The 12401-nt window shown below is 66.8% G+C and carries 12 protein-coding genes; 7 read left to right on the top strand and 5 right to left on the bottom strand.

What is annotated here, in order from left to right; genetic code table 11:
* Positions 1–2: 2 nt before the first annotated feature.
* Entirely contained in the window at positions 3–1145 is a 1143-nt protein-coding gene (locus tag DEQ92_RS08590) for a thiamine ABC transporter substrate binding subunit (protein ID WP_004974020.1), read from the bottom strand.
* A 130-nt stretch (positions 1146–1275) separates the two neighbouring features.
* Between DEQ92_RS08590 and DEQ92_RS08585 the strand changes: the two genes are divergently transcribed.
* A complete protein-coding gene (locus DEQ92_RS08585; protein WP_049905001.1) occupies positions 1276–2310 on the top strand; it encodes an AI-2E family transporter in 1035 nt (344 codons plus the stop codon).
* A gap of 12 nt (positions 2311–2322) precedes the next feature.
* Here DEQ92_RS08585 and DEQ92_RS08580 read toward each other — a convergent pair whose 3' ends face one another.
* Positions 2323–3099: a sulfurtransferase gene (locus tag DEQ92_RS08580; protein ID WP_004974018.1), complete on the bottom strand. Its 777-nt coding sequence runs from the start codon at positions 3097–3099 to the stop codon at positions 2323–2325.
* Between the two features lie 251 nt (positions 3100–3350).
* Here DEQ92_RS08580 and DEQ92_RS08575 point away from each other — a divergent pair, with 251 nt between their 5' ends.
* The gene (locus DEQ92_RS08575; RefSeq protein ID WP_004974017.1) at positions 3351–4211 is read left to right on the top strand and encodes a sulfurtransferase; all 861 of its coding nucleotides are present in this window, start codon (positions 3351–3353) and stop codon (positions 4209–4211) included.
* Between the two features lie 53 nt (positions 4212–4264).
* Here the strand turns inward: DEQ92_RS08575 and DEQ92_RS08570 are convergent, their stop codons facing one another.
* The gene (locus DEQ92_RS08570) at positions 4265–5707 is read right to left on the bottom strand and encodes a short-chain fatty acid transporter (protein ID WP_004974016.1); all 1443 of its coding nucleotides are present in this window, start codon (positions 5705–5707) and stop codon (positions 4265–4267) included.
* A gap of 185 nt (positions 5708–5892) precedes the next feature.
* On the opposite strand from DEQ92_RS08570, the gene DEQ92_RS08565 reads away from it, so the two are divergent.
* A complete protein-coding gene (locus tag DEQ92_RS08565) occupies positions 5893–6492 on the top strand; it encodes a hypothetical protein (RefSeq protein ID WP_004974015.1) in 600 nt (199 codons plus the stop codon).
* A gap of 257 nt (positions 6493–6749) precedes the next feature.
* Here the strand turns inward: DEQ92_RS08565 and DEQ92_RS08560 are convergent, their stop codons facing one another.
* Complete coding sequence (locus DEQ92_RS08560) at positions 6750–7019, bottom strand: hypothetical protein (RefSeq protein WP_004974013.1); 270 nt, start codon at positions 7017–7019, stop codon at positions 6750–6752.
* A gap of 88 nt (positions 7020–7107) precedes the next feature.
* Here DEQ92_RS08560 and uvrB point away from each other — a divergent pair, with 88 nt between their 5' ends.
* The 4 genes from uvrB to DEQ92_RS08535 all read left to right on the top strand — a co-directional run bounded on the left by uvrB (position 7108) and on the right by DEQ92_RS08535 (position 11628).
* Entirely contained in the window at positions 7108–9204 is a 2097-nt protein-coding gene (gene uvrB / locus DEQ92_RS08555) for an excinuclease ABC subunit UvrB (protein WP_115804360.1), read from the top strand.
* A gap of 6 nt (positions 9205–9210) precedes the next feature.
* Complete coding sequence (locus tag DEQ92_RS08550; RefSeq protein WP_115820656.1) at positions 9211–9630, top strand: NUDIX hydrolase; 420 nt, start codon at positions 9211–9213, stop codon at positions 9628–9630.
* 408 nt (positions 9631–10038) lie between these two features.
* On the top strand, positions 10039–11124 hold the full coding sequence (locus tag DEQ92_RS08540; RefSeq protein ID WP_008090981.1) for a sulfite exporter TauE/SafE family protein: 1086 nt from the start codon (positions 10039–10041) through the stop codon (positions 11122–11124).
* A 63-nt stretch (positions 11125–11187) separates the two neighbouring features.
* Positions 11188–11628 (top strand): universal stress protein, encoded by a 441-nt coding sequence (locus tag DEQ92_RS08535; RefSeq protein ID WP_004974009.1) that lies wholly within the window; start codon positions 11188–11190, stop codon positions 11626–11628.
* 25 nt (positions 11629–11653) lie between these two features.
* On the opposite strand, the gene DEQ92_RS08530 is transcribed toward DEQ92_RS08535, so the two are convergent.
* On the bottom strand, positions 11654–12148 hold the full coding sequence (locus DEQ92_RS08530; protein WP_004974008.1) for an acyl-CoA thioesterase: 495 nt from the start codon (positions 12146–12148) through the stop codon (positions 11654–11656).
* Positions 12149–12401: the final 253 nt, after the last annotated feature.

The following is a 12401-nucleotide window of genomic DNA, read 5'->3' as shown; positions in this document are numbered from 1 at the left end:
CCTCACTTTCTGGCGAACTCGCGGGCCCAGGCGTCGGTCCAGTCACTCAGGTTGTTCTGAAGCCGGTCGTAGGAGAACGTGACGGCTTCCGGCGGCTCCTGTGCGTACTGCGCGAAGTCCTCTGGCAGCTCCGCGGTGGTCGTGGCCGGGAACTGGACGTTGCGGACGGCGATTTCGGCCTGCACCTCGGGTCGGAGCATGAAGTCCATGAACTCGGCCGCGAGGTCGGGGTTCGACGCGTCGGCGAAGTGGGCCATCCCCTCGGGGTTGGCGTAGCCCTCGTCGTTCAGGAAGCGAATCTGGTGTTTCGCCATGTCCTCGCCGGACTCGGCGGCGAACACCTGGTCGGTCGAGTACGAGACGACCATCGGGGCCTCCCCGTTCGAGTAGGCGTTGTAGGAGTCCTCCCAGTCGCCGAGGACGCGGACGTCGTTTTCCTTCAGACTCGCCCAGTAGTCGAGGTAGCCGTCTTCGCCCTTGGCGTCGATGGTGTGGAGTAAGAACGCCTGTCCCGTCGCCGACGACGTGGGATTCTGCGCGAGGAGCGCGCCCGCGTACTCGGACTCCAGCAGGCCGTCGAACGTCTCGGGGGCGACGAAGTCGCCGTCGCCGTAGGTCTCGTTGTAGACGAGCGAGATGTAGCCCGTGTCGTAGGGGACCGCGCGGCCCTGCGGGTCGAAGTTCAGTTGCTCGTTCACCTCGTCGGCTCGGGACAGTCCCTCGGCGGGCGAGAACAGCGCCTCGTCGAGCTTCTGGTCGATGCGGACGAGCATCTGCGCGTCGAGGCCGACGTAGAGGTCCGCGCCGGACTCGACGCCCTGGAGGGCGCGCTCGATGTAGTAGTTCACGCCCGAATCGGGCGTCTGCCACTCCAGCGTCGCGTCGAACTCGGACTCGAACGTCTCTTTCAGCCACGGACCTGGGCTCGAACTCGGCGCGTCGACGAACGAGCCGTAGGTACCGACGGTGAGCGTCGGCGACTCGCCGCCCGCGGTCGTCCCCTCGGTCGTCGTCGCCGTGGTCGTCTCGGTCGTGTCGCCCGAAGCCTCGGTCGTCGTCTGCTCGCCGCCGGTCCCGGTACAGCCGGCGAGGAGCGCGGAGACGCCTCCCGCACCGGCGGCCTTCAGGAAACTACGTCGTCTCATTACTCGGTTGTTGCACTCTGTGGTACTTAACGGGCGTGGTGTTTTCGGAGACGAATAAACGGCCGAATCCGTCGGATTCGAGGTCCGTGTCGGGAGAACGACTTTATCCTCGGCGGGAGTATCACCGGAGGTGACTGCTTCTCGTCCGTACGTCCTCGGCGGTGTGCTCGCCCTCTTCGCGCTGCTCGCGGCGGTCATGCTCGCGGACGTGTTGGCGACGGTGTTTTTCGCCATCACCGTCGCCTACCTGCTCGTGCCGCTCAGGCGACGCCTCGAAGCGCGCGGGGCCTCCCGCTGGGTCGCCAGCCTCGCCGCCACCGTCGTCGCGGCGGTCGGCGTCGGCGTCGTGCTCGCGCCGCTCGTCGTCATCGTCTTCCTCCGACTGAGCGACATCCTCGAGCTCGCGGCGCTCCTGCCCGACGTGGTGACCGTCGAGTTCCTCGGGATGGTCGAGACGGTGACGCTCGACGACGTGGTTGCGGTCGGCCTCAACCTGCTCCAGTCGCTCGGCCGCGCCGCCGCCACCGCCGCGCCCGTGGTCCTCATCAAACTCACGCTGTTCGGGTTCCTCGTGTTCTCGCTGCTCCTCAGCGGCGACGCCGTCGGGCGGACGCTCCTCGCGCTGGTCCCCGCCGACTACCGGGACGCGGCGACGGCGCTCAACAAGCGGGCCCGCGAGACGCTGTTCGCCATCTACGTCCTGCAGGCGGCGACCGCCGTCGGCACGTTCGCTATCGGCCTCGTCGTCTTCTGGGCGCTCGGCTACGAGTACGTCGTCACGCTCGCCACGGTCGCGGCCGTCCTCCAGTTCATCCCCATCGTTGGCCCGAGCGTCCTGCTCGCGGCGATGGCCGTCTACCACGCCGCGGTCGGCGACCTCGTCGCCGCCGCGCTCGTCGTCGTCGTCGGCGGATTCGCGGTCGCGTGGCTCCCGGACATCCTGATTCGCCCGCGACTCGCCAGGGAGACCGCCGACCTGCCGGGGAGCCTCTACTTCGTCGGCTTCGTCGGCGGCCTGCTCAGCCTCGGTCCGGTCGGTATCATCGCCGGCCCGCTCGTCGTCGCGCTCCTCGCGGAGTCCGTTGACCTGCTCGGTGCGGAGTTACGCGTCGACGACGGCGGAGGCGAGGAGGCCGCGGGCGACGACCCGGTCGAGACTCCCTGACTGCGCCGCTCGTCAGCCCTCGACGACCGCGCCGTCGCGTTCCTCCCACTCGGTGAGGCTGCCCTCGTAGAACGCCACGTCGTCGTAGCCGAGGTGCGAGAGGACGACGTAGGTGTGGCTGATGCGCCGGGCGGTGTTGCAGTAGAGGACGACCCGACGGTCCGGGGCGACGCCCGCGGCGTCCAGAATCGAGTCGAGTTCGTCCCGCGGTTTCAGCCCGCGGGTCTCGTCGTCGACGAGTTCGCGCCAGTCGAGGTTGACCGCGCCGGGGAGGTGGCCCTCGTCGTACTCCGCGGGGTCGCGGGTGTCCACGATGACGGTCTCGGGGTCGTCGAGCGCGGCTTCGACCGCCTCGAAGTCCACGAGCGGCGTCTCGGTCGGGTCGGTTATCTCGTAGACCGTCCCCTCGACCTCGGTCGCCTCGGTCGTCGTCTCGCGCTCGCGGTTCCACGCGCTGAAGTCGCCGTCGAGGAGGTGGAGTTTCTCGGGGTCGTGTCCGTAGAGGAGGGCGGTCACGAGAAAGCGGGCGGCGAAGACGCCGTGGGTGTCGTCGTAGGCGACCACGTCGTCGTCGGCCGCGACGCCCGCGCCCGAAAGGAGGTCGGACCACGCGTCGCGGCCGGGGAGCATCCCCACGTCGCCGTCGGCGCTTCGGAACTCGTCGAAGGGTATCGACACCGCGCCGGGGAGGTGCCCGATGCCGTCGAACTCCCAGCCGTCCCGCACGTCCACCACGCGAACGTCGCCGAGTCGGTCCGCGAGCCACGTCGAAGAGACCACGTCTACCATGTCCCCACGTTTCCGGGCCGCGGGTTTAGGTCCGCCCCTCCTCGCACCCCTCGCCACGTGTCCGGGGTAGCGGATGTTGTTGCTGGTTTCGTCGGATACCGGGCTGAGAGTCCCCGAGACGGCCGTTCTCCGAGTCAGTTTCGCCGTCTCCCCCGCCATATCTGGGACAATATTGCCGCATCACCCGAGGTCAGGCCGTACATGCCGTCGCTGTGAGAGTTATGGGCCTTCCTGTTGTACGGAGAAACGCGATGTCAAACTCCGATTACGCGAAGGACGTGCTCGTCTCTGCGGACTGGGTGGAGAGCCACCTCGACGAGTTCCAGAGCGACGACCCGGCGTACCGACTCGTCGAAGTGGACGTGGACACCGAGGCGTACGACGAGAGTCACGCCCCCGGTGCCATCGGGTTCAACTGGGAGTCCCAGCTGCAGGACCAGACGACCCGTGACGTGCTGACCAAGGAGGACTTCGAGGACCTCCTCGGTTCCCACGGCATCTCTGAGGACTCCACGGTCGTCCTCTACGGCGACAACTCCAACTGGTTCGCCGCCTACACCTATTGGCAGTTCAAGTATTACGGCCACGAGAACGTTCACCTGATGAACGGCGGCCGCGACTACTGGGTCGACAACGACTATCCGACGACCGACGAAGTCCCGTCCTTCCCGGAGCAAGACTACAGCGCCAAGGGTCCCTTCGAGGACATCCGCGCGTACCGCGACGACGTCGAGAAGGCGGTCGACAAGGGCCTTCCCCTCGTCGACGTTCGCTCGCCCGAAGAGTTCTCCGGCGAGATTCTCGCGCCCCCGGGACTGCAGGAGACCGCCCAGCGCGGCGGCCACATCCCCGGCGCGAGCAACATCTCGTGGGCCGCGACCGTCAACGACGACGGCACCTTCAAGTCCGCCGACGAACTCCGCGAACTCTACGCGGACCAGGGCATCGAAGGCGACGAGTCCACCATCGCCTACTGCCGCATCGGCGAGCGCTCGTCCATCGCGTGGTTCGCCCTCCACGAACTCCTCGGCTACGAGAACGTCACCAACTACGACGGCTCGTGGACGGAGTGGGGCAACCTCGTCGGCGCGCCCGTCGAGAAGGGTAACTGAGCCGCCTCGGCCTCAGTTCGTTTCGAGACCGACCGACCGGTTCTTTTTGCGGTTCACATCGGCAGGACGCTGATGCCGACGGCGACGAGTACGCCCGCGCCGAGAAGCACCATCACGCAGTAGCCCATGATGTCGCGGACCGACAGGCCGCTGATGGAGAGCAGCGGGATGGCCCAGAAGGGCTGGATCATGTTGGTCCACGCGTCGCCCCACGAGGCGGCGACGGCGACTCGCGGGATGGACTCGCCGGACGCCTTCGCGGCCGTGACGAGCGTCTCGCCGATGACGGCCCACTCGCCCCCGCCGGAGGGGACGAAGAAGTTCACGAGACCGGCGGTGAAGAAGGCAAAGGCCGGGAGCGTCCCGTCGGGCGCGACGGCGACCATGCCCTGTGCGATCTGCGTGGCGAGGCTGACGGACCCCTCGGGCGCGTAGGCCATGATGCCCATGATACCCGCGTAGAAGGGGAACTGGAGGATGATTCCCCAGACGTTCTCGACGGCCTCGACGATGGCCTCGATGTACGCCTTGGGCGTCCCGTGGAACAGCAGGCCGAGGAAGAGGAAGCCGAAGTTGACGATGTTCAGGTTGAGGTTGTTCCACGGCATCGTCCCGTTCTGGATTCCCTCCCAGAAGTACAGGACGACCGCGAGCAGGCCGACGACGCCGATTGTCACGCCGATACCGAGCGAGTGCTCGATGCGCGTCGCGAGCGAGGCGTCCTCGGGGACGTCCGTGGAGGCCCACCCGCCAGTCGCTTGCTCGCCACCGTCGGTCGCCGTCTCGAACGCCGCGGGGTCGATGGGCGTCTTCTTCGCGTCGTCGGCCGGGTACATGAGCGCGAACAGCGCCGGCAGGAAGAGGAAGCCGACCGCGACGACCAACACGAGGTTGGCGACCGTGAAGATGGTCCCGCCGGTGCCGAACGTCGTGTCGAGGATGCCCGCCTCGATGAGGAAGTTCCCCTCGGTGTTCAACAGGAGCGGAATCGACCCCGCGAGACCGCCGTGCCAGACGACGAACCCGGAGTACGCCCCGGCGACGACGATGGGGAAGTCGATGCCGCGCATCTCGGTCGCTATCTTCCGGGCGAACAGCGCCCCGACGACGAGGCCGAGACCCCAGTGAACGAACGACGCCGCGGCGGCGACGACAGGCACCATCGCGGCCGCGCCCCGCTCGGTGTTCGGGACGCCCGCGAGGCGCGTCAGGAGCCAGTCCACGGGCTTCGTCTGCGCGAGTGCGTAGCCCGTCATCAGGATGAGCGTCATCTGCATCCCGAACGAAAGCAGGTTCCAGAAGCCGCCGTACCAGCCGTCGATGAGAAGGTTCCCGGCGTGTCCGACCGCGCCGACCCCCTCGGCCGGCGCGACCGATACCAGCGCCAGCACGAACGCCACTCCGGTCAGGATGATGGCGAACAGGAACGCGTCGGGGAGGTACTGTTCGACCAGTTTCGAACTGCGCTCCGCCGCCTGCCTGATAGCGTTTGTCATAGCTCGGATAACCTCATGATAATACAATATATAATGTTTAATATTCGTGCTAGTTCGACTCGGTAGAATGTCACGACCCGGCCGACACGCCGGTCGTCGTCTCGGGTCGAGCCGGGTCGTCGCAGACCCGCGCCGGACTCGCCGCCGCCGATGGGTACAAACCCGAGACGGACATACGGGGGCGTATGTCCGAACTCCTCGACACCCTCCGCGACGACCACGAGACGCCGCTTTCCCGACTCGGCTCCTCGAAGGCGCTGTACGCCGTCACCGGCGGCGAGATGGACGGCGACGCGGTCCGCGCCGCGGCCGCCGCCGAGGCCGCCGCCGCCGCCGACCTGTTCGACTGGTGGGCAGACGACGAACCGAACGACGAGGCGGCCGCACTCTTCGCCGACCTCGCCGACACCGCCCGCGAGCACGCCGAAACCGTCGGCGCGGAGCCCGACGGCTCGAAGCCGAACGTCTACGACGTGCTGGCCGAGTTCGAGACGACCGACGGCCGCCTCGGCGGCGCGCTCGCCCGCGCGCTCGTGTCGCTGAAGACCGTCGAGCAGATGGTCGGCTTCTTCGTCGGCGACGCGGACCCGATGGCCGCCAACGACTTCCGCACGCTCAAGTCCGACCTCAACGACCAACTCGACACGCTCGAAGCCGCCATCGACGACCTCGTCGAGGACGACGCCGTCGCCCGCGAGGCCGCCGACGCGGTGGTCGAAGCCGCCTACGACGAGTACGTCGAGACGCTGGAAGGCATGGGCGTCAAGCCGAAGAACGTCTGCTAAGCCCCCTCTTCACTCACAGGGGTCGCCGTTGGCGACCGACCCGGCGTAGACCGTCTCCGCGAACGGTAGCGGAACGACGGCTCGTGAGACGCGCTGCGTCTCACGGTGGAGAAAACCGGTCGCGAGACTCGACTTCGGCCCCGCTCGCGGTGCGGTATGCTCGGAACTTGTGTCTTCGTTCGCCCAGTGCCGACAGCGACGACTCGCGGCGTAGCGGGCGAGTTCCAGTAGAAACGAGGGGGTTTGTCAGCCGGTCGTCAGACGCCGGGGACGCCCTTGCGGTATTCGAGGACTTCGCTTCGGGCCTCGCGGACCGTCTCGGCGACGTCGCCGTCGAGGTCCTCGGCGAGTTCGTGGAGGACCGTCATGTGGCGGGCGAGTCGCCCGTGGTCCGGTCCCTGCTCGCGCGTCGCCAGCTTCGCGAGCTGGTCGGACTGTTCGTAGAGTCGCTCCTGCACGTCGCCCTCGGTCGCCTCGGCGGCTTCCTTGAGCAGGTTGCTCGCGCGTTCGAGTTCGGCTCGCGTCATACTGGACGGTTCGACAGCCCGGCCCAAAACCGTTCCTCCGGCGACAAGCACCGCCTCGCTCAAGTACGCCGCGACCCAAGGAGGGGCAATGAGCGAGTCCGGTCCCCTGTCCGCCGACAGACCCGACGCAGACCGCGAATTCCGCGTCGACGCCCCCTTCGACCCCGCGGGCGACCAACCCGAGGCAATCGAGGCGCTGGCCCGCGGCTTCCGCGAGGGTGCCGACGTGCAGACCCTGCTCGGTGTCACCGGTTCCGGCAAGACAAACACCGTCTCGTGGGTGGTCGAGGAGATTCAGAAGCCGACGCTCGTCCTCGCGCACAACAAGACGCTCGCCGCCCAGTTGTACGAGGAGTTCAAGAGTCTCTTCCCCGACAACGCGGTCGAGTACTTCGTCTCCTACTACGACTACTACCAGCCCGAGGCGTACATCGAACAGACCGACACTTACATCGATAAGGACATGTCGATAAACGAGGAAATCGACCGGCTCCGCCACTCCGCGACCCGGTCGCTTCTCACCCGCGACGACGTTATCGTCGTCGCCTCGGTGTCGGCTATCTACGGCCTCGGCGACCCGAAGAACTACGCCGATATGTCCCTCCGACTGGAGGTCGGCCAGCAGATGGACCGCGACGAACTCCTCCGTGGTCTCGTCGACCTCAACTACGAGCGCAACGACGTGGACTTCCGGCAAGGGACGTTCCGCGTCCGCGGCGACACCGTCGAGGTGTTCCCGATGTACGGCCGCTACGCCGTCCGCATCGAGTTCTGGGGCGACGAAATCGACCGGATGCTGAAGCTCGACCCGCTGGAGGGCGAGGTCAAGTCGTCCGAGCCGGCGGTGCTCATCTATCCGGCAGAGCACTACTCCATCCCCGAAGAGCAGCTCGAAGGAGCCATCTCGGAAATCGAGGAGCTGATGGAACAGCGGGTGAAGCACTTCCAGCGACAGGGCGACCTCGTGGCCGCCCAGCGCATCGAAGAGCGAACCACCTTCGACATCGAGATGCTCCGCGAGACGGGCCACTGCTCCGGCATCGAGAACTACTCGGTCCACCTCTCGGACCGCGAGCCGGGCGACGCGCCCTACACCCTCCTCGACTACTTCCCCGACGACTTCCTCACCGTCATCGACGAGTCGCACGTCACGCTCCCGCAGATTAAGGGCCAGTACGCCGGTGACAAGTCCCGAAAGGACTCGCTCGTCGAAAACGGCTTCCGCCTTCCGACGGCCTACGACAACCGCCCGCTCACCTTCGAGGAGTTCGAAGAGACCGTCGGGCAGGCGCTTTTCGTCTCCGCGACCCCCGGCGACTACGAGCGCGAGCACTCCGACCAAATCGTCGAGCAAATCGTCCGACCGACCCACCTCGTGGACCCGAAGGTCGAGGTGACGGAGGCGACCGGGCAGGTCGACGACCTGATGGCCCGCATCGACGAGCGCATCGACCGCGACGAGCGCGTGCTCGTCACGACGCTCACGAAGCGGATGGCCGAGGACCTCACCGAGTACCTCGAAGAGGCCGGCGTCGACGTGGCCTACATGCACGACGAGACCGACACGCTCGAACGTCACGAACTCATCCGGTCGCTCCGCCTCGGCGATATCGACGTGCTCGTCGGCATCAACCTCCTCCGCGAGGGCCTCGACATCCCCGAAGTCTCGCTCGTCGCCATTCTCGACGCCGACCAGCAGGGCTTCCTGCGCTCCGAGACCACGCTCGTCCAGACGATGGGCCGCGCCGCCCGCAACGTCAACGGCGAGGTCGTGCTCTACGCCGACGAGATGACGGACGCGATGGAGGCCGCCATCTCCGAGACGCAGCGCCGCCGCCGCATCCAACAGGAGTTCAACGAGGAACACGGCTACACGCCGACGACCATCGAAAAGGAGGTCGGCGAGACGAACCTGCCGGGGAGCAAGACCGACACCCGCGGCGTCTCCGGCGACGAACCCGCCGACGCCGACGAGGCGGTAGAACAGATCGCCTTCCTCGAAGACCGGATGCAGGAGGCCGCCGACAACCTCGAGTTCGAACTCGCCGCCGACATCCGCGACCGTATCCAGAACCTCCGCCGAGAGTTCGACGTGGACGCCCTCGAAGACGGCGTCGCGCCGGAGTACCCCGACGAACACGACGGCGAGGCCGACGACGGCCTGACGCCCCCGGACGAGTTCTGACCGGTCGTGTCCTCACCATCGACTCTGACGTTCGCGGCCGGCGGGGTCCTCCGCCGCGACGACGGCCGACTCTGTCTCGTCCACCGGCCGCGCTACGACGACTGGTCGCTCCCGAAGGGGAAACTCGAACCGGGCGAGACGCTGGTCGAGACCGCCGTCAGAGAGGTCCGCGAGGAGACGAGGTGCGAGGTCGACTGCGGCCGGTTCGCCGGGCGCTACGAGTACCGCGTCCCCGACGACGCGGGGACGCGGAGCGGCCCGAAGGGCGTGTTCGTCTGGCACATGCGCGTCGCCGACGAGCGCCCGTTCGAACCCGACGGCGAGGTCGACGCGCGCCAGTGGGTCACCCCCGCCGAAGCGCTCGAACGGCTCACCTACGAGACCGAACGGGCGCTGGTCAGACGGGCGTTCGAACCCAACGACTGAGCACAGATTTTGGATAGAAACACATGTTACTGGTTTTTCGACGCGCGTCGGTGTGTGGACCGTACCCAAATTGGGGGGTCGACATCAAGACTTATTAGCCCGACCTCGCTATGCCCGTTCCACCGTGATCCGCACCTCGGCGGACGAGCCTGCAACCCACACCGTTCACCACGCCTACCCCAACGGAGGCATTACCTGAATGGTCCGCGGATTCGAGCACTCCGTGCTCGACAGTTCGGGCGACCACCGCACGCCGGTCTCCCCGGTGTGCGACGCGGTCGCATCTTCGGGAGACGGTGAACACGCGCGGGTCGGTGCCGCTGATGACTCGGCAAACGGGCTGTTTTCGGCGTGCCACTCCACGCGAGTGCACGCGAACGCTACTGCGTACTGATAACAACGAGAACCATGAGCTCTCAGTCTCTCAGTCACGTCCAGAAGTCGTTCCTGAAGTACCAACACATCCTCGTGTTCATCGCTCCCCTGCTGTTCCTCGCCTCGGTGTTCACCATGGCACCGACGCCGTCGGGTGCAGGCATGGAGTACTGGCTCCAGTACTGGTGGCTGTTCCCGGTGTTCCTCACCGGCGCGACCATCGTGAACACGGTCGGCATCAGCGGGTCGGCGCTCTTCGTCCCGTTCCTCATCTTCATCTTCCCCATCTTCGCGCACCCGCTCGACTCGTCGACGCTGGTGAAGGTGGGCCTCATCAGCGAGGCGTTCGGCCTCTCCAGTTCGGCCGTCGCCTTCATCCAGTACGGCCTCGTCGACCGTCGACTGGCGCTGACGCTCGTCGGCGGCTCGATTCCGTTCGTCGTCGGCGGCGCGCTCCTGTCGTTCGTCATCCCCGACGTGGTGTTCCACGCGCTGCTCGGAATCGCGCTGCTCGCCGCGTCCTACCTGCTGTTCAACGCCGACCTCGGCCACGACGAACCCGGCTCGTCGGACTCCGACCACGCCGCGGCCACCGACGGCGGCACCGTCTCCGCGAGCCTCCCCAACGACCCCGGTAAGCTCGGTCCCGCGGGCGTCCACACGGCCGACGACGGGACCGTCACCCGCGTCGACCGCGAGGGCGACGACTACACGTACACCCGCGGCGGCTACCTGCGCCGCTTCGCTAACTACAGCGTCGGCGGGATGTTCCAGGGCCTCGCCGGCTTCGGCGTCGGCGAACTCGGCATCATCTCGATGCTCAGCACGAAAGTCCCCGTCCGCGTCGCCATCGGTACGAACCACATCGTGGTCGCGCTGACCGCCATCCTGGCGTCGCTCGTCCACGTCTTCGGCGGCGGCATCGTCGGCGGTCACTCACTGAGCCTCGCGACGACGCCGTGGAACATGGTCGTCTTCACCGTCCCCGCGACGGTCCTCGGCGGCCAAATCGCGCCCTACGTGTCGAACGCGCTGGAGACTGACGTCATCAAGAACTTCGTCGGCGTTCTCTTCGCCGTCATCTCGATTGCGCTGTTCATGATGGCGCTGGGCATCTAACGACCCGCTCGAACCGTTTTCACCGGCACCACTTTCACAGTCCTCGATTCTGAACCCTCACCCATGTACGACCACATCCTGCTTCCGACCGACGGTAGCGACGCGACCGATGCGACCATCGAGCACGCGGCGACCCTCGCCGAAACGTACGGCGCGACGGTCCACGTCCTGTCCGTGGCCGACTCGCGCAACCGCTTCGAGTCGCCCTCGGCCGGCATCGCGCCGGACGTGTGGGAGAAGTCCGAACTCGACCGCGCGGAGTCGGCGGCCGACGCCGCCGTCGAGGCGCTCCCCGACGGCGTCGAGACCGAACGCATCGTCGAGGAGGGCGTGCCTCACTCGACTATCGTCGACTACGCCGCCGACGCCGAGGTCGACCTCGTCGTGATGGCGACCCACGGTCGAACCGGCCTCGACCACTACCTCGTCGGCTCCGTCACGGAGCGCGTCGTCCGCCAGTCGGACGCGCCGGTGTTGACCGTCCGCGCGGCGGACGAAGAATAAGCGCCGCGACCTCTCGCGGTCCGCGTTACTCGAACTCTTCTGCCAGCGCGGCGCGGTGCTCGCGGCGCTTCTGAAGCGCCGCGTCGCGCAGTTCGCGCTCCTCTTGGGAGTCGCAGACGAGGTCCGGAACCGGACTCGGCTTCTCGTCGTCGTCGAGCGCGACGAACGTGAAAAAGGAGGTGATGGTCTCGCGGCGGTCGCCCTCGCTCGGTCGCTCGGCGGTCACGTCGACCTTGATGTCCATGCTGGTGCGACCGGTGTCGAAGACGTACGCCTCGACGGTCACCACGTCGCCCACGTCGATGGGTGCGAGGAAGTCCACGTGGTCCATCGACGCCGTGACCACCTGCCGCTCGGCGAAGCGTCGCCCGGCGATGGCCCCGCAGACGTCCATCCACTCCAGAATCCGCCCCCCGAGGGCGCGACCGAGGTTGTTCGTGTCGTTGGGCATCAAAATCTCGCTCATCTCGGCGCGGGACGCCGACAGCGACCGCGTGCCGACCGACGACTGCTGTTGCATACCACACGATCTGAGACGGACGTGGTTAAATTATTCTACGTACTGAAAAATAGAAATAAAGGCGATTAATCGCTCGGGTTGTCGATTGTCGACAAACGCCCCCTCACATTTCAACGACCTAGACAATTAATAGTGTTTATTACGTATCGAACGGTGTCTGCGCGAACCGCAGACAGGTGGTGGGACGCCGACACCCATCTCTCGTTCGCGTGCGGGGGGACGTTCCCGAGGGTTCCGACTCCCGTTCGACCGC

Source organism: Haloferax sp. Atlit-6N (assembly GCF_003383195.1).
Classification (GTDB): domain Archaea; phylum Halobacteriota; class Halobacteria; order Halobacteriales; family Haloferacaceae; genus Haloferax; species Haloferax gibbonsii.
The sequence above is the reverse complement of the archived record's forward strand: the minus strand, read 5'-3'. Positions and strand labels throughout refer to the sequence as shown.